This window comes from Erythrobacter litoralis (assembly GCF_001719165.1).
Classification (GTDB): domain Bacteria; phylum Pseudomonadota; class Alphaproteobacteria; order Sphingomonadales; family Sphingomonadaceae; genus Erythrobacter; species Erythrobacter litoralis.
Genome location: NZ_CP017057.1, coordinates 2,823,460 through 2,847,608 on the forward strand (window position 1 = coordinate 2,823,460; position 24,149 = coordinate 2,847,608).

24 protein-coding genes are annotated in these 24,149 nt (G+C 66.8%); 8 read left to right on the plus strand and 16 right to left on the minus strand.

Going from position 1 to position 24,149, the window contains the following annotated elements:
- Positions 1–13: 13 nt before the first annotated feature.
- The 3 genes from folK to Ga0102493_RS13460 are packed head-to-tail and all read right to left on the minus strand — an operon-like array spanning position 14 to position 2,249.
- Positions 14–502, minus strand: coding sequence for a 2-amino-4-hydroxy-6-hydroxymethyldihydropteridine diphosphokinase (gene folK / locus Ga0102493_RS13450; RefSeq protein ID WP_034906763.1), 489 nt, complete (start codon positions 500–502; stop codon positions 14–16).
- The gene (gene aguB / locus Ga0102493_RS13455) at positions 499–1,377 is read right to left on the minus strand and encodes an N-carbamoylputrescine amidase (RefSeq protein ID WP_034906760.1); all 879 of its coding nucleotides are present in this window, start codon (positions 1,375–1,377) and stop codon (positions 499–501) included. Before aguB ends, folK begins: the two co-directional genes overlap by 4 nt.
- A 35-nt stretch (positions 1,378–1,412) precedes the next feature.
- Positions 1,413–2,249, minus strand: coding sequence for a class I SAM-dependent methyltransferase (locus Ga0102493_RS13460; protein ID WP_034906758.1), 837 nt, complete (start codon positions 2,247–2,249; stop codon positions 1,413–1,415).
- 133 nt (positions 2,250–2,382) lie between these two features.
- Between Ga0102493_RS13460 and msrA the strand changes: the two genes are divergently transcribed.
- Positions 2,383–2,946 (plus strand): peptide-methionine (S)-S-oxide reductase MsrA, encoded by a 564-nt coding sequence (gene msrA, locus Ga0102493_RS13465; RefSeq protein WP_034906752.1) that lies wholly within the window; start codon positions 2,383–2,385, stop codon positions 2,944–2,946.
- Between the two features lie 7 nt (positions 2,947–2,953).
- Here the strand turns inward: msrA and Ga0102493_RS13470 are convergent, their stop codons facing one another.
- A complete protein-coding gene (locus tag Ga0102493_RS13470) occupies positions 2,954–4,201 on the minus strand; it encodes an RsmB/NOP family class I SAM-dependent RNA methyltransferase (protein ID WP_034906748.1) in 1,248 nt (415 codons plus the stop codon).
- Between the two features lie 57 nt (positions 4,202–4,258).
- Between Ga0102493_RS13470 and Ga0102493_RS13475 the strand changes: the two genes are divergently transcribed.
- Entirely contained in the window at positions 4,259–4,429 is a 171-nt protein-coding gene (locus Ga0102493_RS13475) for a DUF1674 domain-containing protein (protein ID WP_069297556.1), read from the plus strand.
- A gap of 96 nt (positions 4,430–4,525) precedes the next feature.
- Here Ga0102493_RS13475 and Ga0102493_RS13480 read toward each other — a convergent pair whose 3' ends face one another.
- The 4 genes from Ga0102493_RS13480 to Ga0102493_RS13495 form a co-directional block, all read right to left on the minus strand.
- Positions 4,526–5,932: a cytochrome P450 gene (locus Ga0102493_RS13480; RefSeq protein WP_034906745.1), complete on the minus strand. Its 1,407-nt coding sequence runs from the start codon at positions 5,930–5,932 to the stop codon at positions 4,526–4,528.
- A gap of 66 nt (positions 5,933–5,998) precedes the next feature.
- Entirely contained in the window at positions 5,999–7,033 is a 1,035-nt protein-coding gene (gene hemH, locus Ga0102493_RS13485) for a ferrochelatase (protein ID WP_034906743.1), read from the minus strand.
- A 106-nt stretch (positions 7,034–7,139) separates the two neighbouring features.
- Positions 7,140–9,467 (minus strand): molybdopterin cofactor-binding domain-containing protein, encoded by a 2,328-nt coding sequence (locus tag Ga0102493_RS13490; RefSeq protein WP_034906742.1) that lies wholly within the window; start codon positions 9,465–9,467, stop codon positions 7,140–7,142.
- A 4-nt stretch (positions 9,468–9,471) separates the two neighbouring features.
- A complete protein-coding gene (locus tag Ga0102493_RS13495) occupies positions 9,472–10,455 on the minus strand; it encodes a P-loop NTPase (RefSeq protein WP_051698473.1) in 984 nt (327 codons plus the stop codon).
- A 152-nt stretch (positions 10,456–10,607) separates the two neighbouring features.
- Here Ga0102493_RS13495 and hflK point away from each other — a divergent pair, with 152 nt between their 5' ends.
- The 3 genes from hflK (at position 10,608) to Ga0102493_RS13510 (ending at position 14,380) form a co-directional block, all read left to right on the plus strand.
- On the plus strand, positions 10,608–11,777 hold the full coding sequence (hflK, locus tag Ga0102493_RS13500) for a protease modulator HflK (RefSeq protein WP_236922234.1): 1,170 nt from the start codon (positions 10,608–10,610) through the stop codon (positions 11,775–11,777).
- 21 nt (positions 11,778–11,798) lie between these two features.
- Positions 11,799–12,635, plus strand: a complete 837-nt coding sequence (hflC, locus tag Ga0102493_RS13505; RefSeq protein ID WP_034906741.1) for a protease modulator HflC — start codon at positions 11,799–11,801, stop codon at positions 12,633–12,635.
- A 212-nt stretch (positions 12,636–12,847) separates the two neighbouring features.
- Positions 12,848–14,380, plus strand: coding sequence for a Do family serine endopeptidase (locus Ga0102493_RS13510; protein ID WP_150132484.1), 1,533 nt, complete (start codon positions 12,848–12,850; stop codon positions 14,378–14,380).
- 90 nt (positions 14,381–14,470) lie between these two features.
- On the opposite strand, the gene Ga0102493_RS13515 is transcribed toward Ga0102493_RS13510, so the two are convergent.
- The 4 genes from Ga0102493_RS13515 to Ga0102493_RS13530 form a co-directional block, all read right to left on the minus strand.
- Positions 14,471–16,741 (minus strand): transglycosylase domain-containing protein, encoded by a 2,271-nt coding sequence (locus Ga0102493_RS13515; protein WP_051698471.1) that lies wholly within the window; start codon positions 16,739–16,741, stop codon positions 14,471–14,473.
- A 179-nt stretch (positions 16,742–16,920) separates the two neighbouring features.
- Positions 16,921–17,337 (minus strand): peptide-methionine (R)-S-oxide reductase MsrB, encoded by a 417-nt coding sequence (gene msrB / locus Ga0102493_RS13520; RefSeq protein ID WP_034906738.1) that lies wholly within the window; start codon positions 17,335–17,337, stop codon positions 16,921–16,923.
- Between the two features lie 72 nt (positions 17,338–17,409).
- Complete coding sequence (locus Ga0102493_RS13525) at positions 17,410–18,081, minus strand: glutathione S-transferase family protein (RefSeq protein WP_034906736.1); 672 nt, start codon at positions 18,079–18,081, stop codon at positions 17,410–17,412.
- 88 nt (positions 18,082–18,169) lie between these two features.
- Positions 18,170–18,565, minus strand: a complete 396-nt coding sequence (locus Ga0102493_RS13530; protein WP_051698469.1) for a hypothetical protein — start codon at positions 18,563–18,565, stop codon at positions 18,170–18,172.
- 110 nt (positions 18,566–18,675) lie between these two features.
- Between Ga0102493_RS13530 and Ga0102493_RS13535 the strand changes: the two genes are divergently transcribed.
- Complete coding sequence (locus tag Ga0102493_RS13535) at positions 18,676–19,068, plus strand: VOC family protein (protein WP_034906733.1); 393 nt, start codon at positions 18,676–18,678, stop codon at positions 19,066–19,068.
- A 12-nt stretch (positions 19,069–19,080) separates the two neighbouring features.
- On the opposite strand, the gene metW is transcribed toward Ga0102493_RS13535, so the two are convergent.
- Together metW and metX are read right to left on the minus strand one after the other, a co-directional pair.
- The gene (gene metW / locus Ga0102493_RS13540; protein ID WP_034906731.1) at positions 19,081–19,692 is read right to left on the minus strand and encodes a methionine biosynthesis protein MetW; all 612 of its coding nucleotides are present in this window, start codon (positions 19,690–19,692) and stop codon (positions 19,081–19,083) included.
- Positions 19,685–20,788, minus strand: coding sequence for a homoserine O-acetyltransferase MetX (gene metX, locus Ga0102493_RS13545; protein WP_034906727.1), 1,104 nt, complete (start codon positions 20,786–20,788; stop codon positions 19,685–19,687). The genes metW and metX overlap by 8 nt, the downstream gene beginning before the upstream one ends.
- Positions 20,789–20,913: 125 nt before the next feature.
- Between metX and hisC the strand changes: the two genes are divergently transcribed.
- Together hisC and Ga0102493_RS13555 are read left to right on the plus strand one after the other, a co-directional pair.
- Positions 20,914–22,017, plus strand: coding sequence for a histidinol-phosphate transaminase (hisC, locus tag Ga0102493_RS13550; protein WP_150132485.1), 1,104 nt, complete (start codon positions 20,914–20,916; stop codon positions 22,015–22,017).
- Positions 22,014–22,916 carry a prephenate/arogenate dehydrogenase family protein gene (locus Ga0102493_RS13555; RefSeq protein ID WP_034906883.1) on the plus strand — a complete coding sequence of 301 codons (903 nt, stop codon included), beginning with the start codon at positions 22,014–22,016 and terminating at the stop codon, positions 22,914–22,916. Before hisC ends, Ga0102493_RS13555 begins: the two co-directional genes overlap by 4 nt.
- Before the next feature lie 3 nt (positions 22,917–22,919).
- On the opposite strand, the gene Ga0102493_RS13560 is transcribed toward Ga0102493_RS13555, so the two are convergent.
- Together Ga0102493_RS13560 and Ga0102493_RS13565 are read right to left on the minus strand one after the other, a co-directional pair.
- Positions 22,920–23,606 (minus strand): lysophospholipid acyltransferase family protein, encoded by a 687-nt coding sequence (locus Ga0102493_RS13560; protein WP_034906724.1) that lies wholly within the window; start codon positions 23,604–23,606, stop codon positions 22,920–22,922.
- A gap of 8 nt (positions 23,607–23,614) precedes the next feature.
- Complete coding sequence (locus Ga0102493_RS13565; protein WP_034906880.1) at positions 23,615–24,145, minus strand: YdcF family protein; 531 nt, start codon at positions 24,143–24,145, stop codon at positions 23,615–23,617.
- Between the last annotated feature and the right edge of the window lie 4 nt (positions 24,146–24,149).

Here is a 24,149-nt window from a genome sequence, read left to right on the forward strand (position 1 = left end):
CCTTGCGGAGCGCTCACCTAGGCAGCGCCTCGCACCGGGTCAAGCGGCGAGTGAGCTGGGCGATCGTGAGACCGGTGACGGGATCCCGCCACGAACGCGCGACCTCGCAGGCCGGGCCGAGCACGAAAGCGCGCTCGCGGAAATGCGGGTGGGGCACGCTCAGCGCTTCGTCCGCCCACTCCCCGCCGCTCCACAGGACGATGTCGAGATCGAGCACCCGGTCGCCCCAGCGTCGCCCGGGCCGCCGTCCGAATTCGCGCTCCATCCGCTTGAGCGCGGCCAGCAGCGCGGGCGGGTCGTATTCGCTCGCCAGCACGCTCGCGGCATTGGCAAAGCGGCGCTGCGCGGCCCCCACGGGTGCCGAGCGCACCACGCGCGAACGGGCCATCACGGTGCCGAAAGCGGCAAGCTCCTCCATCGCGGCATGCACCACCGCGCGCGGGAGCCCATAGAGATGATGTCGCCGGTTCGATCCGAGCGCGACGAGGTAGAGGCTACTCAAATGTCCTGCGCCAAGCGTTCGTAGAGATTGGGCCGGCGGTCACGGAAAAAGCCCATGCCCGCCCGGTGCGTCGCCGCCCGATCGAGGTCGAGCGTCGCCACCAGCACGCCCTCCTCCTCGCGCCCGAATTCGTAGATGAGGTCGCCCCATTCGTCGGTGATGAAGGAATGGCCGTAAAAGACCTGCTGCGCGCCCTCCGGTCCTTCTGCTCCGATCCTGTTGACCGCGACGACGGGCATGCAGTTCGAGACCGCATGGCCCTGCATCGCGCGGCGCCACATGCGGCTCGTGTCGAGTTCGGGATCGTAGGGCTCGGACCCTATCGCTGTGGGGTAAAACAGCACTTCGGCCCCCTTTAGTGCCATGACCCGCGCGCATTCCGGATACCATTGATCCCAGCACACGCCGACGCCGATGCGCACCGGGGTCCCGTCATCGCCGGGTACGTCCCAGACCTTGAACCCGTCATTGCCGGGGCGGAAGTAATACTTCTCCTCATAGCCTGGCCCGTCGGGAATATGGCTCTTGCGATAGGTCCCCATGATCGCTCCGTCCGGCCCGATCATGGCGAGCGTGTTGTAATAATGGTGCCCGTCGCGTTCGAAGAAGCTGGTCGGGATCGCGACCTTCAGCCTTTCGGCGAGGCGCTGCATCCCGATGACGCTCGGATGTTCGGCGGTCGGTTTCGCCAGCCGGAACAGCGCCTCCTCCTCCTCGCGGCAGAAATAGGGGGTGGAGAAGAGTTCGGGCGGCTGGATGACCTTCGCGCCGCGCCCCGCAGCCTCACCGACGAGATCGGCGACGGCATCGATATTGGCCTGCTCGCTCCCGCGGTCGAGCGCGAGCTGGAGGGCGGCGACGGTGATGCTGCGCATGGTTTACGTGTTTCCTCGCCGCCGCCCTCTGGCGATCAATAGGCCTTCTTGAACAGGAGCGTCATCCGGTCGCTCTCGCCGATGGCCAGATATTCGGACCGCTTCGGATCGTCCTCGCCCGTGGCGAGCGTCGGGGGCAGGGTCCACACGCCGCTCTCCCAATTGGCGGGGTCCTTCGGATTGGCGTTGATCTCGGAGCTTTCAACCAGTTCGAAGCCGTTCGCCTCGAAGATGTTCACGACGTCGGCCTCGCGCATGTAGCCGCGCTGACGGGCGCCGTAATCGTCGTAGCTCGCCCCGTCGGGCGCGCGGTGCTGGACCACGCCGACCATGCCGTCGTCCTTGAGCAGCTGGCGCGCGGTCTTGAGCACGCTGTCGGCCATGTTGCCGGCGTTGAGCCCGTGCATCGAACGGAAGATCAGCACCCGGTCGACCGTGCTGGCCATGTCCTCCGGCATCGAGCCGACCTCGAAGGCGTTGATCCTGCCTTCCGGAGCGCCGAGCATTTCGGAAACCTTCGCGGTGAAGGTCTTGGCCCAGCCCTCGCCCTCGGCCGGCTGGCGCGCGGGCGTGTTGAAGGCGACATACTTGCCATCGCCCATGACATAAGGTGCGAGCACGCGGGTGTACCAGCCGCCCCCGGGGCTGAATTCGGCCACGGTCATGCCGGGTTCGACCCCGAAGAAGGCAAGCGTCTCGGCCGGGTTGCGATACTGGTCGCGCGCCCGGTCGCCATCGCGGCGGCTGTCGGCGAGCACCTCCTCAAGCGCGGGCGCGGCCGCTTCCATGTGATGGTCCGCGATGGCCGGAACGGCAGCGAGGCCGGCGGCTCCGGCAAGCGCAGTAGCGGCGGCAAGTGCAAGGCGTTTCATGTTCGATCTCCTCTCGTGGGGGTGCGTGACATGATTAGTGATCGCGCCCGCGGAAACAAGCGATGACCCGGAAACAAGCGATGACATTGCCGCGTTCCCTTCCTAAGTCCCGGGAAAAGGCAAAGGAGACGGAATGGAACAGGCAATCTTGGCAGGCGGGTGCTTCTGGTGCACCGAAGCGGTGTTTCGCGACGTGGTCGGCGTCAGCGAGGTCGAAAGCGGCTATATCGGAGGGGACACGGAAAATCCCACCTACAAGGAAGTATGCTCGGGCCGGACGGGACATGCCGAGGCGATCCGCGTGACCTTCGATCCCGATGCGATCAGCCTTGCCGAGGTGTTCGACGTCTTCATGGGCACGCACGACCCGACCCAGCTCAATCGCCAGGGCAACGATGTCGGCACGCAATATCGCAGCGCGATCTTCCCGCTTTCGGCGGCCCAGTTCGAGGAGGCGAAAGCCGCGATCGGGCGCTGGAACACCGAACACGGCAAGATGGCCGTGACCACGATCGAGGGCTTCGACGCCGAAGCCGGAGACGGCGGCGAACAGGTCAAGCCATGGTACCCGGCCGAGGATTACCACCAGGAATACTGGGACGGCGAAGGCCAGCGGAACCCCTATTGCCTCGCGGTGATCCCGCCCAAGCTGATGAAGCTGAGGAAGAGTTTCCAGGACAAGGTGAAGCAGGACTGAGCCCGGTTCAGGGCCTGACCCATCGGCTGACGAAGAACCCGTCGAGCCCGCCCGCTTCGGCAAGCAGGCCGGGATGAGTGCGGACATGACCTTCGCCCGTCGGTGCGAGGCCGGCGGGCAGTTCGGCCGCGGCGACCGGCACCGGATCGAGGCCGAGCGTTTCGCCGATCCAGCGCGCCTGCGCCTCGCCCTCTTCTTCCTCGAGCGAGCAGACCGCGTAGACCAGCCGCCCACCGGGCGCGAGCCAGTCGGCGGCGCGGGTGATCAGGGCACGCTGGAGTTCGACCATCTCGGCGATCTGGCCCCTGCCGATCCGGTGGAGCACGTCCGGGTGGCGGCGGCAGGTGCCGGTCGCGGTGCAGGGCGCGTCGAGCAGGATGGCGTCGAAACGGTGCTTCGGCTCCCATGTGAGCGCATCGGCGCGCAGCGGCGAGGCGGCAAGACCGGTGCGTCTCAGGTTCGCTTTCAAAAGGTCGAGCCGGCGCTTCGAGATGTCGAGCGCGGTCACTTTCCACCCGGCAGCGGCAAGCGCCAGCGTCTTGCCCCCCGGCGCGGCGCACAGGTCGAGCACGTGGCGCCCTTCTCCCTCGCCGAGCAGGCGCGCAGGCGTCTGCGCCGCCAGATCCTGTACCCACCATTTGCCCTCGGCAAAGCCCTCGAGCGCCTCGACCGCCGTGCCCCGTGGCAATCGGACATGGCCTGGCGCCAGGCTGACCCCGCCCATGGCCGCGGCGCGCGCGTCGGTTTGCGAGGGGTCCCTGAGCGCAAGGTCGAGTTCGGGCGGATCGGCGAGCCCGGGGGCGATTGCGTCGGCACGCTCGCCCCAGCGCGCGCGGACACGGTCTGGCAGGGTCGGGACCACGGGGAGCGTTGCCTCGCGCTTCGCAAGGGTAGAAAACACGCCGTGCGCGAGTCGGCGCGGCCCTCCGGCAAGAAGCGGCAGACCGGTCGCGACCACGGCGTGCGGCGGCGTGCCGAGCCGCAGCGCCTGCGCCAGCATGATCCGCAGCACGCTGCGCACCTTGGCGTCGTAAGGCAGGTTCTGCTTCGTCGCGCTGTCGATCAGCGCATCCAGATCGGTAAGCCAGCGCAACACCTCGGTCGCGATGGCTCGGGCGAGTGCGCGGTCCTCGGCGGCATGGACCCCGGACATGGCCGCACCTTCGGCCTGTTCGAGCGTTTCACCCCGGCGCAAAACGGCATCGATTAGCTTGAGCGCAGCGCGGCGCGCGGGAAGACCGGGGGTCGAAGGCATGCCGCGCACATAACAGCATTGAAACCAAGCGCCAGCGCGCGCATTTCAAAGAGCACCATGACCAAGCAGAAATCCGAAGCCGCCAGGAACTTCAAGAAGCCCGCGCACTGGACCAACGATCCCGTGCCCGAGCCGAAAAAGGTCGATCCGCTCAAGGACGAGCCGCGCGATCTTTCCCCCACCCGCTATGGCGACTGGGAGAAGAACGGCATCGCCTGGGACTTCTGATTTTCCCCGCGCGGCTAGAAGGGGGCGTGATTCGCGCCATCCATACCCCCTGGATCTAGCCGGAATCGCGGCTGTAGGAACGTCCCTGCGGGTTTCCTACAGCTTCACGAATTCCACCTTCAGCCCGTCCTTGGGCTGCGGGATCGGCCATTCCTGCCATGCGGGCGCATAGCCATCCGCCACTTCGATGCGGTAGCGCTGGAGCAGCTGCGCGATCAGGATCTTCACCTGCATGTAGGCAAAATGCAGGCCGAGGCACATATGCGCGCCACCGCCGAAGGGGACCCAGGCATATTTGTGCCGCGCCTTCACCTTGTCGGGGGTGAAGCGCATCGGATCGAAGGTGAAGGGGTCCTCCCAGTATTCCTCAGAATGGTGGGTCCAGTAGATGTTGATGCCCACCATCGTGCCCGCAGGGATGCGATAGCCTTCGTATTCGAATTCCCTCAGCGCACGGCGCGGCATGGATGGCACCGGCGGGACCATCCGCAGCGCTTCCTTGAACGCCATCTCGGTCAGCTCGAGCTTGCCGAGGTCGTCATAGTCGAGCGCGCGCGCCTTGCCCGAGCCATCGGGGCCGCCGGTCACCGCGAACACCTCCTCGCGCAGCTTTTCCTGCCATTCGGGGTTCTTGGCGAGATAGTAGATCAGCGAGGTCGCGCTGGACGTGATCGTGTCGTGCGCGGCCATCATCAGGAAGTTCATGTGGTCGACCACCTCGTCGACCGGCAGCAGGCTCCCGTCCTCGCGGGTGGCGGTCGCGAACTGGCTGAACATGTCCTGCCCGCCGCCCTCGGCCCGGCGCCTGTGGGTTTCGCGGGTGAAATAATCGATCAGGTAGGCCCGCCCGTCGACGCCCTTTTTCATCTTGGTGAACGGCAGCGGCTTGCGGACAGGCGCGACCGATGCCTGCACCATGTCGACGAAAGCTTCGTTGATACGGTCCGCCTCTGGCCCCCACGGAATGCCGATGAAACTGTCGGCGGCAAGGTCGAGCGTGAGCTTCTTGATCGCGGTATAGAAAGTCATCGGCCCTTCCCAGCTCTCGACCTCGCGCGAGATGCCCGAATTGAGCGCGCCCGAATAATGGCGCATCGGTTCCGGCTTGAACGCGATCGAAAGCGCGCGCCGGTCGACCCGGTGATGCTCAAAATCGATCAGCATGAGCCCGCGCGGAAAAAGCTGGTCGAGGATCGGGCCCCAGCCCTGCTCGGAAGAGAACATCTTGTTTCGGTCGAACAGCAAAAGCTCGTTCGCTTCGGCCCCGATCAGCGCGACCTGCCAGCCGCCGAAGGCTCGGTTCTTGTAGACCTTGCCGTAGGTGTCGATCATCCGCCGAGCGAAACCGTGTGGGTCGGCGAGCATGCGAAAGGTGTTGCCGACGACGGGCCAGCCGGCCTCGCCCGGAATATGGGAAAGGTCCGAATCGTCGATGCGCCCCTCGCTCCAGTGGTCGAAGGAGCGCGCATCGGCGCCGGCGTGGGGGTGTGCAAGAGTGGCCATGTCAGGTTCCTTACCACAAAAGAGGTTCGGGTTTGCAACTGACCTTGGTGTAAATAGGAGTAAGGATCAAATCCAGCCGGAAAGCTCGCGCCGCAGCATCCGATCCAGCATGCCGAGCCCGGCATCCGACGTGTTGAGGCAATCGAGCACCGCGTATTGCTCACCGCCCGCCTCGAGGAATTCGTCGCGCCCTTCCAGCGCCAGCTCCTCCAACGTTTCGACGCAATCGACCGCGAAACCCGGCGCAGCGACCACGAGACGCTTCGTGCCCTTTTCGCCTTCCTTGATGAGCGTGTCGTCAGTCGCCGGTTCGAGCCACTTCGCCGGGCCGAAGCGCGACTGGAACGTGGTCTCGAAGCGTGTGCCTGCGAATTCGGGCCGTTCGCGCAGCCGCTCCTGCAACAAGCGCGACGTCTTGCAGCACTGGCAATGGTACGGATCGCCCTGTTCGAGCGTGCGCAGCGGCATGCCGTGGAAACTGAGCAGCATCACTTCCGGCGAGAAATCGAGCCCGGCCACCTGCCGGGAAAGGTCGTCGGCGAGCGCGGCGATGTAATTGTCGTCGTCGTGATAGGGCGGCACGAAGCGCAGCGCCGGCTGCCAGCGCATTTCGGAAAGCACGCGGGCGATCTCGTCGAAAACGGTCGCGGTCGTCGCGGCGCAATATTGCGGATACATCGGCGCGATGAGGATACGGTCGCAGCCCTCCCGCATGAGGTGGGTCAGCTTGTCCTCGATCGAAGGGTTGCCGTACCGCATCGCGTAATCGACGCGGGCAGCCTCGCCGAGAACTTCGGCCATCGCCTCGGCCTGGCTCGCGGTGATGTCGGCGAGCGGCGATCCGCGCGGGGTCCATATCTTGGCATAGGCCTCGGCGCTTTTCTGCGGCCGGGTGTTGAGGATGATGCCGCGCAGGATCGGCTGCCAGGCGATCGGCGGAATCTCGATCACGCGCCGGTCGGACAGGAACTGCTTCAGATATCTCTTCACCGAAACCGGATCGGGCGCATCGGGCGTGCCGAGATTGACGAGCAGCACGCCGATGCGCCCGCTCTTCACCGGCGGGTGATCGGGAGGGAGGTTTTGTCCGCGCCAGGTCATGAGCCCTCGAACGCCTGCGCGCGCCGAAATGTCCGCGAGCCTGTGCGGGGCGTGTCGATACCGGGCAGGAAAGCGGCCCGGACCGGGTGGGGCAGGATTGTCCGGGTCATATTCCGTCCGAAAGTAGGGGCAGACGCCGCAGGCGCAAGCCCGTAGCCGAAAACAGTGCATTGGCGATGGCGGGCGGGGCGACGACCGCGCCGATTTCACCCGGATCGGCGGGCGGCGCCTCGCTGGCGATGAAATCGACCTGGATCTCGGGGCAATCGGCGAGCGTCGGGAGATCGAGATCGGCATAATCAACGCTTGCCGGGAGCCCCGAGCGCCAGCGCGGCGCGCGCGCCAGTGCCATGCCGAGCCCGAAGACAAGCCCGCCCTCGATCTGCTGGCGAGCGATGTCGAGATTGACGATCCGCCCGATATCGACCGCGACCGACAACCTTGTCACCCTCACACCGCCCCCGCTTTCCCCGGCGCTGCCGCGCGCGGTGGCGACGCAGGCGATGCGGGGAGCATCCGGCCCATCGCCGAGGCGGTGGCAGGCAAGACCCTGCCCGCTCCCGCTCGCCCCGCCGTCCCAGTCCCCCAGCTGCGCGGCGCGCTGAAGGCAGGCGGCAAGCCTGATGTCGCTGCCCAGCATGGCCATGCGATAGGACAGCGGCTCGCGCCCGCTCTGCTGCGCGATCTCGTCGATGAAACTTTCGATCGCAAAGGCGGTGTAGCTGTCGGCATTGCCCCGCACGCGCCCGACCGGGAGGCTGATCTCGACCGGCACGTGTTCCACCACCAGGCTCGGCAATTGATAGGGCGGAACCGCGCCGGTGCAGGCGAGCGGGTCCTTCTTCCCCTCGGTCTCGCGGATCGCGGCCCAGGGCGTCAGCCCGCCGAACAGGCGGCGGCCGAATTCGAGCGCGGCTGGCGGACAGGCGATGCGCACGCGCAGCGCGTCGATCGCCCCGCCGGTACCGGGACTGCCGGGAACGCCCGGCTGCAGCTGCGCGCCGAGCAGCATCCATGCAGGCGGGCGCGGCCGGGCATGGGTCAGTTCCGAACGCCGCGGCCAGGTCAGCTGAACGGCCCGCGCGCCTTCCGGAAAACGCTCGGCGACCTCGCGCGCCACCAGCGCCACCTCGATCGCGTGATCGTGTTCGAGCCGTGCATCGAAACTGCCTCCCGCCGGCATGGGGTAGAGCGCGACATCCTCGGCCGCGATGCCGAGAGCATCGGCGGCGGCCCTGCGCGCGCTTTCGGAGGCCTGGCTCGCGATCCACAATTCGAGGCGCCCGCCGGCGAAGCGCGCGGTGGCTGTCGCAGTCTCGAGTGGGGCGGCGAGATGCGGCTCGACCTCATAGCGGCGGGCGAGGTCGACCCGGGTCATGCCTTCCGCGCCGAAACCCGTTTCGGCAATGCGGAAGGACGCCCCGTTTTCGAGCATCAGGCCGAGCCGGGCCGGTATCTCGGCGCTGCCTGCGGGATAGGAGACGGTGAATTGCGGGTTCATCGCCTCGAGCGCGCGTTCGGCGCTCCACCAGGTTTCGGCCACCGCGGCGAGCCAGCGCCTGCCTTCGACAACCTGCACGACGCCCGGCACGCCGTATCCTGCGGCGGCGTCGAAGCCGGTCAGCTCGGCCCCGGCATTAGGCCCGTGACGGATCGAGGCATGGAGCATTCCGGGTAGTCGCACATCGCCGGCGAATTGGAGCGATCCGTCGACCTTGGCCGGCAGGTCGATCCGGGGAAAGGCAGGAGCGGCATCCGCAAAGACGGCGAGCGGCTCCTCGCGCGCGGGTTCGGGCCGCAGCGGAGCCGGATCGGGCACTGCCCGCTCGGCCGCCCCGGAGGCGAGTTCGCCGAAAGTCGCGATGAGACCATCGCCACCCCGCACGAGGCCTTCGGCAATCGTGAGCTCCTCCCACGCCATGCCCCAGCGTTCGGCCGCCTCCTGCGCCAGCATCGCCCGCGCCGCCGCGCCCGCCTCGCGCGCCATGTCCTCATAGGCGGCAAGCGTCGTACCTTCCGCCGTCGCGTTGAAGCGCGTCTCACGCGCGAAGCGGGCGGCGAGGAGTTCGTCGGTCGTGTCGGACAGCCCCGCCGCGACCGGGTCCCACAAAGGCGCCCATTTCTGGGCAAGGGGGAGATTGGGATAGGCACCTGAAGGCGGCGCGGGCTCGATCGCGACCTGGCGCCAGTCCGCGCCCAGCTCCATCGCCACGAGCTGCGGGAGCACGGTGGTTACGCCCTGCCCCATTTCGAGCTGCGGCACGGCGACGGTCACCACCGAATTTTCGCCGATCCTCAGCCATGCGCCGAAAACATCCTCGCCGCGTCCCGGGGTAAGCGGGTTGTGATAGGTGCGCGGCAGCAGCCACCATGCTACCAGCAACCCGCCGCCTGCGGCAGCGCCCGTCAGGATGCCGCGCCGCGACAGCTTCATCGGGCTAGACTTTCCCGGTATCGAGCCAGCGCGCGACCTTCGCGCCGATCGCGCGGAAAGGCTCCCCGGCCTCGCCCTCGCTCGCGGCGGGAGGCTTTCCGGCGTCTCCGCTCGCCCGCGTTTCCGCATTCAGCGGAATGCGGCCGAGGAAGGGGATGTCCAGCGCATGGGCGAACTTCTCGACCCCGCCGGAACCGAATATCTCGCCCGACATGTTTTCGACCAGCCCGATGATCGCGACTTCGCCCTGTTCGAACAATTGTCCCGCGCGCGCGGCATCGATGAGCGCGAGATCCTGCGGTGTCGAAATGAGAATCACCCCGTCGGGCTTGTGATCGGCCATCATCGAAAGCTGCACGTCGCCCGTGCCCGGCGGCATGTCGATCAGCAGCAATTCGGTATCGCCCCAGTTCGCATCGACCAGCTGGCCCAGCGCCTTGCCCGCCATCGGCCCGCGCCAGGCGAGCGCCTTTCCGGGCGCGACGATGTGCCCCATCGAAAGCACCCTGACGCCATAGGGGCTTTCGAGCGGGACGAGCTTGTCGTCTTCGACCGCGGGCTTGGTCCCCTCGGTCGCGAGGAGCTTGGGCTGGGAGGGGCCATAGATGTCGCCGTCGATCACGCCGACGCTGCGTCCCGCTTGCGCCAGGGCGACTGCAAGATTGGTGGTCAGCGTCGATTTGCCGACCCCGCCCTTGCCCGAACCGACCGCGATGATGCGCCGCCGCCGCCGTTCTCCGGTGAGCGCGATGCGGACCTCTTCTACACCATCGAGCGTGGAGAGAAGGCGCGTGATCTCGGCCTCAAGCTCTTCGCGTTTCGCCTCGGAAAGGTCGCCTGCTTCGGCGACGATGATCGCGCGGCCGTTGAGGATGCGCGCGGACCGCACGCGGTGGTCGATCTCCGGCGGGAGCGCCGCGCGCAGGCGCTTTTCCTCACCGGCGGGTTCGCGGCCATTGGTGGCGCCGGAATTGTTGCCCTCGCTCATGGGCAGCGGCCTCTATCATCAATCGGGCCATGTTGAATTGGGTTTTTGCACTCGTGCAGCTTTTTCAAATCGCAAAACCCCTGTTTTTCCCGGACTCGCGTTCCTATAAGGGTGTCATGCAGATTTTCGAGAGTTGGAAGAAGCGGCTCGGCATGACCACAGGTGTCGCGGGACAGGGCCTTGCCATGGCGGGCAAGAAGAATCCCTGGGGAGGCTCCGGCGGGGGCGACAGCGGCGATGCCGGTCGCGGCGATGCCGATCAAGGCCCCGACAGCGGCGACGCTGATCCGCCTTCGGGCGACAAGGGCGGACCGCGCGGCGAAGGCCCGCGCAACCCCTGGCTTCCCGGCGGCGGCGAGGACGGCAAACGCCGTTCCGCCAGCATCGAGGACATTTTCAGGAATCGCGGCCCCGAAGGCCCGCGCCGCCGCGGCGGTGGTCCGGGCGGCCCCAATTTCCGCATGCCCCAGCGCCCCGGCGGGAAGAGCTGGGCTCCGGTCATCGCGGTCGTCGTGATCGGCGCCTTCCTGCTTCTGTCCAGCATCCATCTGGTCGAACCGCGCGAGCAGGGCGTGGTCAAGAGGCTCGGCAGCTACAGCCGCACGCTCGATCCGGGCCTGCATTTCACGCTGCCCTTCCCGATCGAAACGGTGGACGTCGAAGATGTGCAGGGCGTGCGCGCCGTCAACATCCCGGCCTCCAACCAGCGCGCGAAGCTTATCCTGACGGGCGACCAGAACCTCGTCGACCTGAGCTACACGGTGCGCTGGAACATCAAGGACCTGGCCGATTTCAAATTCGAACTGGCCGATCCGATCGAGACGGTCAACGAAGTCGCCGAAGCCGCCATGCGCGCTTCTGTTGCCGAGAAGACCCTCGACGAAACCTTCACTGGCCAGGGCCGCGCCGAGATCCAGCAGCGGGTGCGCCTGCGCATGCAGGAATTCCTCGACGCCTATGGCGCGGGTATCGACGTGCTCGGTGTCGAGATCGCGAAGGCCGACCCGCCGGGCGAAGTGGTCGATGCCTTCCGCGACGTGTCGGTCGCTGAACAGAACGCCGATGCCGCCCGCAACGAGGCCCGCGGCTATGCCCAGCAGACCCTGAGCCGCGCCGAGGGTGAGGCCGAGGCCTTCACCAAGGTCTACGAACAATATCGCCTCGCCCCCGAAGTGACGCGCCAGCGGCTCTATTACGAAACCATGGAGCGGGTGCTCGCCCAGACCGACAAGACCGTGGTCGAGGCGGACAATGTCACACCCTATCTCCCGCTGCCCGAACTGCAGCGCCGCTCGCGCCAGCAGGCGCCGGCCGGACAATAATCGAACGGGATCGCAGGAAACATGGAATCCATCTGGAACAAGTATCGCTGGGCCTTCGTGATCGCGGGTATCGCGCTCGTCGGCCTGTTCCTGTCGGCCTATGTCGTCAACGAGGAAGAGCAGGTCGTCGTCGTCCAGGCAGGTAAGCCGGTCCGCACGGTCAACACGCCGGGCGGGCAATCGGGCGCGGGGCTCAAGTTCCGCGTCCCGCTGTTCGAGAGCCTGCGCCGGGTCGACAAGCGCGTGCTCGATCTCGAGATGCGCGACGAGGAAGTGCTCTCGAACGACCAGCAGCGCCTGCTCGTCAACGCCTATGCCCGGTTCCGCATCGTCGATCCGGTGACTATGGTCGAACGCGCCAACAACACCGACGGGGTGCGCCGCGCGCTCGAACCCATCCTCAACTCGGCGCTGCGCCAGGAGCTCGGCCGCCGCACGTTCCAGGCGATGCTGACCGCCGAACGCGGGACGGCGCTGGCAAATGTGCGCGAGAATCTCGATCGCGAGGCGCGGCAATACGGCGCGGAAGTGATCGACGTGCAGATCAAGCGGACCGACCTTCCCGAAGGCGCGCCGCTGCAATCGGCCTTCCGCCGGATGGAAACCGACCGTGAACGCGAAGCCCGCACCATTCGTGCGCAGGGCACGCGCGATGCCCGGATCATCCGCGCCGAAGCCGATGCCGAGGCCGCCCGGATCTATGCCGACGCCTTCGGCGCGGACGAGAGCTTCTACGACTTCTACCGCGCGATGCAGAGCTATGAGCAGAGCTTCGCGCGGGGCGAGGGTCGCGGCGACAGCTCGATCATCCTCTCGCCCGACAATGAATATCTCCGGCAGTTCCGAGGCCGCCGCTGAAGCCGCGCGCTCTCGCCCTCGATTTCCCCGCGCGCCGCTGCGACGCGGCCCGTGGACCTGCCGACCAAGCGTTGACTCGCGCCGACGGAAGGCGAGCCATGTTCAAACGGCGTTCAGTGCCTTTCGGCTGAAACTGCGGTGCTTTCGAATGAACCGGCCGGAACGCTGAGGCGAGCCCCTGCGTTGCGACCCAAGGACAAGGATAAGAGGACGTGAACACCGTGCGTTATGTATATGGCCTCTCGAGCGCGCTGCTGCTGGGCGGCGCGGCGATCTCGCTGATGACGGGAATCCCCGCCGGAGCGCAGGTGGCGCAGAATGACGACCAGGTGATGAACCGCGTCGTCCCGCGCGAAGGCGCGCCGGCGAGCTTCGCCGACCTGACCGAACAATTGCAGCCCGCCGTGGTCAACATCGCCACCCGTCAGCGGGTCGAGGTGTCGCGCAATCCCTTTGCCGGCACGCCCTTTGCCGAACTGTTCAACCGCCGCCGTGGCGGCACTCAGCCGCAGACGCGCGAGGCGCAATCGCTCGGCTCGGGCTTCATCATCTCCGCCGATGGCTTCGTGGTGACGAACAACCACGTGATCTCGCCTCCCAACAGCAATGCGACGCTGGAGGAGATCACCGTGACCATGCCCGACGGGACCGAGTACGAGGCTGAGCTGGTCGGTTCGGACGCGGCGAGCGACCTTGCCGTGCTCAAGATCAATGCCGACCGCAGTTTCCCCTTCGTCACTTTCGGCGATTCGAGTGCGGCGCGCGTAGGCGACTGGGTGGTCGCCATCGGCAATCCGTTCGGCCTTGGCGGTACCGTCACGAGCGGCATCGTCTCCGCGATCCAGCGCACGACCGGCCAGGGCGGAGCCTACGATCGCTACATCCAGACCGATGCGAGCATCAACCGCGGCAATTCGGGCGGCCCGCTATTCGACATGCGCGGCAATGTCATCGGGATCAACAACGCGATCTTCTCGCCCTCGGGCGGGAGCGTGGGCATCGGCTTCGCCATTCCGGCGGAAACCGCCGCGCCAATCGTCCGCCAGCTGATGGCGGGCGAGGAGATCGAGAGGGGCTTCCTGGGCGTCGGCCTTCAGCCCATGGACGACGACCTTGCCGATTCGCTCGGCCTGCAGCGCAACCGGGGCGAACTCGTCCAGAGCGTGCAGGAAGACAGCGCCGCCGAGGCTGCCGGCCTGCGTCCGGGCGACATCATCACCGAGATCAACAACCGCGAGGTCACCGCCGACCAGACGGTCTCAATCATCGTCGGCAATCTCGATCCCGGCACCCGGATTCCGATGAAGGTCCTGCGCGACGGAAACCAACTCGAACTCACCGCCACGCTCGGCAAGCGTCCGACCGAGGAAGAGCTGATGCGCTCGCAGCAGGTCTTCGATCCGGACGCGGAAACGCCCATGGACCCCGATGCCTCGGACGGCAATGTCGAGGAAAAGCTCGGCCTGCAGGTGATCACCATGACCCCGCAGATCCGCAACAGCCTTGGCGTTGGCGAGGAGACGAACGGCCTTGTCATCGCTGCGGTCGATCCCAATTCGGATGCGGGCCGCAAGGGCCTGCGCCGCGGCGACATCATCCTCTCGGCCAATTACGAGGCGGTGGACACGATCGAGGCGCTCAATGCGCAGATCGCCGCTGCCGAGGAAGATGGACGCGACGCGGTTCTGCTACGGATCAAGCGGCGCGGCCAGCCCGCGCGCTTCCTCCCGGTTCGCCTGCGCTGACACAAGCGGCGAAAGCCGCGCGAGAGACAAAAGGGCGCCCGCGGCCTCGGCAGCGGGCGCCCTCTTCTTTTGCGGTCCTGGCGAAGCGCCTCAGGGGCCGCCCGCATTGCCCTGTTGCCGCGGGAGCGGCGGAGCTACCGTTGGCGTCGGGCTCGGGCTCGGCGGCACATTGCGCGGCTGGCCCTGCTGCTGGCGCTGTTGCTGGCGCTGCTGCTGCTGAGCGTTGCCGCGCCGCACTTCGGGCAATCCGCTGCCGATTGCGCGTTCGAGCACGTCTTCGTCGAGCGCGGCGGGTGGCTCGTCGACCACGTCGGGGGCGTCGGGCCGCTCGCCCTCGATCCCGAAGGGCGAGCCCTCGCCTCCACGCCGGCCGGGTTCGATCAGATTGCCCTGCTCGTCGATGAAGTAGTAATCGTCCGGATCGCCGAACATGTACTCGTCGTCAGGCTCAAGCTGCCATTCGGGCAGGTTGAGTTCAGTGTCGAATTCCTCCACCGCGCGGTCCTTCACCGCATAGCGCATGTAGGCGGCAAAGGCCTGCGCCGGGGCGCGCCCGCCCTGCAGGCCCGGCACCGCCTTCGCATCGTCGCGGCCCATCCACACCCCGGTCGTGATGCCGCTGGAAAAGCCCACGAACCAGCCGTCCTTGTTGGAGCTGGTGGTCCCGGTCTTGCCCGCCACCGGCCGCCCGATCTGCGCCGCGCGGCCGGTGCCGGTCTGGACCGCGGCCTGCAACAGGTCGGTCATTCCCGCGGTGACGTATTCGGGGACGAGCTGGCGGTCGCGCGGACGCTCGCGTTCATAGAGCAATTCGCCGTCGGCGGTGACGACCTTTGTGATGCCGTAGGGCTCCACCCCCATCCCGCCTGCCGAAACCGAGGCGAAGGCGCGGGTCATCTCGATCAGGCGAACTTCCGAGGAACCCAGAACCATCGAGGGAAAGGTCGAGACCGGCGAGGAAATCCCGAAGCGGCGCGCCATCGAAGCGACTGTCCCGAAGCCGACTTCGTTGCCAAGCTGGGCCGCGACGGTGTTGATCGAATAGGCGAAGGCGGTGCGCAGATTGGTTTCGCCGATATTGCGCCCGTTGGCATTGCGCGGGCTCCAGCCGTCGATAGTCACCGGGGTATCGACCACCAGGTCCTCGGGACGGTACCCGGCCTCCAGCGCGGCGAGATAGACGAACAGTTTCCATGATGAACCGGGCTGGCGCATCGCGTTTGTCGCCCGGTTGAAATTGGATTCGACGTAATCCGTGCCGCCGACCAGCGCGAGGATCGCGCCGTCGCGGTCGAGGCTCACCAGCGCGCCCTGCGCGCCGCCGGGCGTGTTGGCATCGATCGCGGCAGTCGCGGCGCGCTGCTTGCCGATGTCGAGCGTCGTCCACACCTCGATCGGGGCGAAGGTTTCGGGCAGGAGGATATCGAGCTGCGGCAGCGCCCAGTCGGTGAAGTAGCGGACCGAATTCTGTCCCGCCTGCTGTTTCAGTTTGACCGCATCGACATCGACAGAGGCCTGCGCCGGGGTGATATAGCCCTGCTCGCGCATCAGGCGCAGCACGACCTGCGCACGGTCGACCGCTGCCTGCACGTCGGCGGTGGGCGAATAGCGGCTCGGCGCCTTGACCAGTCCCGCGATGATCGCGGCCTCGGCCACGGAAAGCTCGGTGGCGGGATGGCTGAAGAATTTCCGGCTGGCGCTGTCGATCCCATAGGCACCCCCGCCGAAATAGACCTTGTTGAGATAGAGCTCGAGGATCTGCTCCTTCGAGAACTTCCATTCGAGCGCCATCGCCAGCACCGCTTCGCGCGCCTTGCGATCGAAGGTGCGGTTGGTGTTGAGAAAGAGATTGCGCGCCAGCTGCTGCGAGATGGTCGAGGTCCCGCCGACGCGTTCGCGCGAGCCGACCAGACCTTCGACGATCGCGCCGGTCGTGCGCACGGGATCGATGCCGTAATGCGAATAGAACCTCTTGTCCTCGACCGCGACCATCGCATTGGTCATTGTCTCGGGGATTTCGTCGAAATCGAGCCATTCGCCAAAGGACGGGCCGAGTTCGACGATCTCGCTGCCGTCGCTCGCGCGCACGAGGATGGTCTGGCCCGCCTGCTGCGCCTTCAACTGGTAATAGCTCGGGATCGAACGCGCGGCGAAACCGATCGCGACCGCCAGGAACAGCACGGCGATGAGAGCCAGGGTGATGCCGCCCAGCGCAATCCGCTTGATCCAGCGCCGGAGCGGGGAAGGTCCGCGCCTGCGCCCCAAGGCGCCTCCTGAAGAGCCCTTCCCCGATCTTTCGCTCGCCGCCCGGCGCGATCCGCGCTTGTCCTTGTTCTGCAGGTTCCTGCCCCGTTTAGACATCGAATGAAATCAGCCCGTCCGCCTCTCGCAGGGCCCTGCCCGGACCCTCGAAGAGGCCATGCATAGGCCAGTTGTAACCCCGCGTGAACATCCAGGCGCGGACCCTTCCCCGATGCCGGTCGCACACGCGGCGCATGTCGGCGCGAGGAGGCGTGGATGCGGGAGCGCGATGCAGGCGGCTATTCGCCTTCCGGCACGAATTCGAGCGCGGCGGAATTGATGCAGTAGCGCAGCCCCCCTTCCTCGGGCGGGCCGTCGGGGAAGACATGGCCGAGATGGCTGCCGCACTTGCCGCACAGGACTTCGGTGCGGATCATGCCAAAGGAGATGTCGCGGCGCTCCTCGACCGTTTCGGCTTCGGCGGGGCGGGTGAAGGCGGGCCAGCCGCAGCCGCTGTTGTATTTCGCCGCGCTGATGAACAGCCGCGTGCCGCAGGCGGCGCACATATATTCGCCGTTCTCGTAGAACTTGTCGTACTTGCCGGTATAGGCGCGTTCGGTTCCGGCCTCACGCAGGATGTGGAACTGTTCGGCCGTGAGCCGTTCGCGCCACTGCTCCTCGGTCAGGCTCTTGGGATCTTCGGGGGTGGAATCCATCGCGCTGTCCTCTCTTTCACCGGGCTATATCGGGACCGCGCGCGCGGGCGCAAGGGCGCACGGGCGGCCCTGCTACATGTCGACGAGCGCGTAATGGGCGGGCGGCTTGATCACGTCCATCCGTTCGGTCAGCAGCGGGCGGAAGCTCGGGCGGCTCTTGAACACGGCATACCAGCCACGCGTCTGTTCGTGTCCGTTCCAGTCGATCCCGCCGAGATAGTCCGCAACGCTGATCTGCGCCGCGGCGGCAAGGTCGGCGAGGCTCATGGTCGAACCCGCCAGCCACGGGCGGTTGTCGATCAGCCAGTCCATGTAGTCGAGATGGCCATGCGCCATCTTCATCGCCTCGCGCAGCGCCCGGCTGTCGGGGGGCTGACGCAGGACGAGGCGCTTCTTCATCCGCTCGGACAGCAGCGGCGCGGTCACATCGGCGTAGAAATTCTCGTCGAACAGCGCGACCAGCCTCCGGATTTCGGCCCGCATCACCGCCGGCCCGTTGATCATCGGCGTCTTTTCGCAGGTCTCTTCGAGATATTCGCAGATCGCACGGCTGTCGGCGAGCGTGATGCCGCGCACCTCTTCGACCAGCACCGGTGTTCGCCCGGCAGGATTGAGATTCCAGAAGGCATCCGAAGCCGCCCAGGGATCCTCGCGCACCATGTCGTAGGCGATCTGCTTTTCGCCCATGAGCAGGCGCACCTTGCGGCTGAAGGGGCACAGGGGAAACTGGTAAAGACGCCACATTGCGCATCCACGCATGCCTCAAACGGCCACGCGAATCCACCCGGTGAAAGCGCGCGGACGACGAAGCCTGCGCATAAACGGCCAGGATCTACAGCCCGGCGGAGCGTTTCATCATCAGGCAGGCAGGCATGATCTCTTCGACGGTCTCCGGGCGCTCCTCGAATTGGTTGAACTGGAGCGCGACGAGATCGAACACTGCGCGCCGATCGAGCCCGCGTTCGTCCATCAGCCGGGCCATCGTCCGCACGAAGAATTCGCGCGCGCCTTCCTCCGGCTGTGCGGGATAGGCCGCGCCACGCTCGTCGCCGTCCTTCTGCCAGCCATTCACGAGCGCGATCGCCACCGCGCAGCGCAATGCGGCGGCCTGTTCCAGATCGAGCGTCTCGAGACTGACGGGCTCGGCCGCCTCGAGAGCCGTTTCGTCAGCGGGAGGGGCGGCCTGTGCGAAAAGCGCGAGCGGGGCGATGATGGAGAGCATGGTCATGCGCTGCCCTATAGGCGCCCGGCTGAACCGCTGGCTACGAAAACCCGGCTTGCCGCCTCACGGGCCAGCGCCTAATCCGTCGTCCGGGTCGAAATAGGAGAGAACCACACATGATCAGCCACGTAATGATCGGCACCAACGATATCGAGAAGGCCAAATCCTTCTACAACGCCGTTCTCGGCGTGCTCGGCGCGGGCGAACCTTTCGTCAACGTCGCCGCGAGCGGGCACACCCGCCTGTTCTACATGCATGGCGGGCACACCTTTGCCGTGTCCGAGCCGATCAACGACCAGCCTGCGACCTGCGCCAACGGAGCGACGATCGGCTTTGCCTGTTCGAGCCCGGAGCAGGTCAAGGAACTCCACGACGCGGCGATCGCGAATGGCGGAAAGAGCATCGAGGACCCGCCCGGCCCGCGCGAAGGGCCGATGGGCGTGATGCATCTTTGCTATTTCACCGACCCCGACGGCAACAAGGTCTGCGGCATCCACCGCCCGGGCTGAACTGGGAAGGTCTCACCGGCTGAGCTGAAAGACCGCGAATTCGGCGCGCCAGTTCGCCCCCACGGGCGAAATGGCGCGCTCCCTTGCGAAGAACCACGAACGCTCGATAACCGCGCGCTTTTCCCGCGCGAGATCGCGGAAATCGTCGATCGTGACATGGTGGATGTTCTGCGTCTCGTACCAGCTCACGGGCAGTGCGCTCGTGACCGGCATCCGCCCGCCGAACATCAGCGCGGCACGGGTGCGCCAATGCGCGAAATTGGGGAAACTGACGAAGGCCCGCTCGCCCACCCTCAAAAGCTCGTCGAGCATGAGGTCGGGCCGGGTCGCGGTCTGCAGCGTCTGGCTGAGCACCGCGAAATCGAACGCCTTGTCGGGATATTCGGCAAGATCGATGTTCGCATCGCCCTGCACCACCGAAAGCCCCCGTGCGACGCAGCGCTCGACCAAGGCGGCGTCGATCTCGATCCCGCGCGCATCGCAGCCGCTATCGCCCTGCAGGGCAGCCATCAACGCGCCGTCGCCGCAGCCGATATCGAGCACCATCCTGCCCGGGCCATAGCCCGCGATCGCATCGGCGATCACGGCCAGATCGAAGCGCAGCGGGGTCCTGCTTTCAGCCATTGAGAAATCCGTGCACGACCCGGTCGAGCTGTTCGTGCGGCAGAAGGAAGCTGTCATGCCCGTTGGGCGCCGACAGTTCGACGAAGCTCACTCTGTTGCCGGTCGCATTGAGGGCATGAACGATATGGCGGCTTTCCGTGGTCGGATAGAGCCAGTCCGTGTCGAAGCTGACGATGCAGAAGCGCGCATGGCGGCTGCGTGCGAAGGCATTGGCGAGCTTGCCGCCATGCTCTTCGGCGAGGTCGAAATAATCCATCGCGCGGGTGATGTAGAGGTAGGAATTGGCATCGAAGCGCTGGGTGAAGCCGCTGCCCTGGTAGCGCAGGTAGGACTCGACCTGGAAATCGGCATCGAAGCTGAAGCTCGTCGCCTCGCGGTCCTGAAGGCGGCGGCCGAACTTGCGGGTAAGTCCCTCTTCGGAAAGATAGGTGATGTGCGCCGCCATGCGCGCCACGGCGAGGCCGTTGTCGGGCCGCGCATCGCTGGAATAGTAATCGCCCGCAGCCCAGCCGGGATCGGCCATGATCGCCTGCCGCCCGACTTCGTGAAAGGCGATGTTCTGCGCCGAATGGCGCGCGGTCGAGGCGATCACCAGCACGCGGCCCGCGCGCTCGGGCCAGTTGGCGGCAAGGCTCAGCGCCTGCATCCCGCCCATCGACCCGCCGACCACGCCATGCAGCCGCTCGATCCCGAGCCCGTCGAGCAGCGCCACGAGCCCGCGCACCATGTCGCGAATGGTGATGACGGGAAAGCGCATGCCGTACGGCTTGCCGTCCGGGCCGTCGCTTGCCGGGCCGGTAGAGCCCATGCACGACCCGATGACATTGGCGCAGATGACGTGAAAGCGATCCGTGTCGATCGGCTTGCCCGGCCCGACCATGCGCTCCCACCAGCCCGGCTTGCCGGTGGCGGGATGGGTGCTCGCGACATATTGATCGCCGGTCAGCGCATGACAGATCAGCACCGCGTTCGACCGGTCCTCCGCAAGTTCGCCATAGGTTTCATAAGCGATCCGCGCGCCCACCAGCGTCTGCCCGCTGTCGAGCGGCAGATCCTCGGCGAGCGCATGGCTCCTGGTGGGCGGAGTGACGTTCATGGGCTCGGCAGCGATTGGGCGAGGCGCGCGCGCAAGTCAATCGGAGCGCAAGCGCGCCGCAACGAGAGGGCTGGTCCCGGCGGCAGCGAGCCTGTATCGCCGCGCTCTCCATGACGAACACTTCCATGAACACACAGCCCCAGCCCAAGCCCTGGATCCTCGGTATCCACGCCTACACGCCCGGCAAGTCCAAGGCGAGCGACGGCCGCGCGCTCGTCAAGCTGTCGGCGAACGAGAACCCGCTCGGCACCAGCCCGGCCGCGCTCGAAGCGCTCGAGGCGGCGCGGGGAGAGGCGGCGACCTATCCCGATCCCGGCGCGATCGCCCTGCGCGAGGCGCTGGGCGGGTTGCACGGGCTCGATCCGGCACGGATCGTGTGCGGGACCGGTTCGGACGAATTGCTCAACCTCGCCGCTCAGGGTTTTGCCGGGCCGGGCGACGAGGTCGTGTTCGCGCGCCATTCCTTCGCGGTCTACGACATCGCCGCGCGCCGCTGCGGGGCAAATCCAGTCGAGGTGGCGGATCGCGACTACACCGCCGATATCGATGCGCTGCTCGGCGCGGTCGGCGACGCAACGCGGGTCGTCTTCCTCGCCAATCCGAACAATCCGACGGGCACGTGGCTGCCGCCCGCCGAGGTCGAGCGGCTCCATGCCGGGTTGCCCGCGCATGTGCTGCTGGTGGTGGACGAGGCCTATGGCGAATATGTCGATCCCGCCCACCAGCGCGCCGCCTTCGAGCTTGCGGGCAGGCATGACAACGTGCTGGTCACGCGCACCTTTTCCAAGATCTACGGACTTGCCGCCGAACGGGTCGGCTGGGCCTATGGCGCGACCGGCCTTGTCGACGTTCTGAACCGGATCCGCGGCCCGTTCAACGTGACCGCGAGCGGGCAAGCGGCGGGCATCGCCGCGCTTTCCGACCAGTCCTTCGTCGAACGCAGCCGTGCCCACAACTCCGCCGAACGCGCACGCCTTGCCGAGGCGATCGCGGCGCTCGGCAATCACGGTCTTCGCGCCGTGCCGAGCGAGGCCAATTTCCTCCTCGTCCTGTTCGAAGGCGAGCTCAAGGCCGAAACGGCGCTCGAAGCGCTCGCCGGGGAAGGCTACGCGGTGCGCCATCTGCCGGGACAGGGCCTGCCCCATGGCTTGCGCATCACGATCGGCAAGTCGGCCGACATGGACCGCGTGATCGCCTGCCTGCGCCGGCTGTGCGGGGAAGCGGCGTGAGGATCGAGCGCGTCGCGATCATCGGCCTCGGACTGCTCGGATCCTCGATCGGGCTCGCGCTGAGGGAACGCGCGCCGGGCATCGCCACGACCGGCTTCGACGCCAATCCCAACGTGCGTGCCAAAGCGGAGGAGCTGGGCCTTGTCGGCGTGGTCTGCGAAAGCCCCGCCGAAGCCGTTCGCGAAGCCGATCTGGTGGTGCTGTGCGTGCCCGTCGGGGCGATGAGCGAAGCCGCCGCCGCGATCGCCGAGGCCCTGCCCGCGCGAGCCATCGTCAGCGATGTCGGCTCTTCGAAACAGAGCGTCGCAAGGGCCCTCGCCGAAGCTCTGCCTGGTCGCTGCGTCATCCCCGCGCACCCGGTCGCCGGAACCGAGGAAAGCGGGCCGGAAGCAGGCTTCGCAACGCTGTTCGTCGGGCGCTGGTGCATCCTTACCCCTCCCGAGGACGCGGACCCCGAAGCGCTCGAGGCGCTGTCGGATTTCTGGGCCGGATTGGGCGCCAGGGTCGAGGTCATGGACGCGGGCCACCACGATCTCGTCCTCGCGGTGACGAGCCATATCCCCCACCTCATCGCCTTCACCATCGTCGGCACGGCAAGCGATCTCGAAGAGGTCACCCGTTCCGAGGTCATCAAGTATTCCGCGGGGGGCTTTCGCGACTTCACCCGCATCGCCGCCTCCGATCCCGTCATGTGGCGCGACGTGTTCCTCAACAACCGCGAGGCAGTGCTCGAAATGCTGGGCCGCTTCACCGAGGACCTTACCGCGTTGCAGCGCGCGATCCGTTCGGGCGATGGGGAAACGCTGCACGACCTGTTCAGCCGAACCCGCGCGATAAGGCGGCAGGTGATCGAACAGGGGCAGGACGAGAGCAAGCCCGATTTCGGGCGCAGCCACTGACCTTCAGGCAGGTGGGTTGAGGCTGTTGATCGCGTCGTGGACGCGTGCCTCGATCTCGGCGCGCGGGAGGCCCGCCGGGATCGTCTCGCCGATACGATAGGTGATCGTGCCCGAACGCTTGATCCGGCGGTGATAGAGCGGCCCGGAATCGACCGCCACCGGCACGACCGGCAGTTTGAGCAGCTTGTACGTCCCGGCAAAGCCCGATTGCAGCGGCGCGCGCCTGCCATGGGGGACGCGGGTTCCTTCGGGGAAGATCACGAGCGGCCGGCCCTCTTCCACCCGGACTCTTGCGAGCGCGATCATCTCGCGCAGCGCCTTGGCTCCGGCATCGCGCGCGACCGGAACCAGCCCGTACGCCCGCGCAGAATAGCCCCAGCCGGGAATGGCGAAGAGCTCGCGCTTGGCGAAGACCGTCGGAAAGCCCAGCAGGCAGGGCATGTCGATCGCTTCGAAGAAGCTTTCGTGCTTGACCGCGATCAGCACTTCGCCGCGCGGCAATTCGCCCTCGATGCGCACATCGATGCCGAGCAGGCGATGCACGCACCAGCGATGCCACCCGCTCCAGGCCGAGACGACCCGTCTGAGCGGTCCGATCCCGAACGGCATCACCGCCAGCGAGGCCATGACCAGCAGCGCGCTGATCCCGTAGAAGAGCGGGTAGAAGAGGAGATTGCGCAGGGCGATCATCGCGCGCCTCAGATCCCGACCAGCCCGCCCGCCCAGCTTGCGAGCAGCTTGTGATATTCGAGGAACAGGCTCGCGAGGCTCGGTTGCGATGGGACCGCATCGCGCAGGACGGGGACGCCGTCGGGCAGCGTGCGGTCAAGCTCGCTCGCGGCGCGGCGCATGTGCCAGTCGGTCGTCACGAGCCGCAGGGATGCGATCTCGTTCTGCTCCACCCAGGCCGCGATCTCGGACGCGTTGCCCTTGGTGTCGACCGCCGCGAAGCCGAGGGACACGCAGCAATCCATGCGCTCCTCGGATACCCCGAACTCGGCGGCGAATTCGGCCGGGCGCACTTCGGGCGCGACCCCGCTCACCAGCATCCGGTCTGCAAGCCCTGCATCGAGCACGGCGAGCCCCTGCGGGATCCGGCCGGCAGCGCCCGTCAGCACGATCACTGCATCGGTCCGCACCTTGCCCGCCGGCTGCGGCAGCGACACAGTGAACCACAGGAAACCCAGTGCCCAGACAAGCACGAGCGAGGAGAGGACGTAGCGAATCACAGCG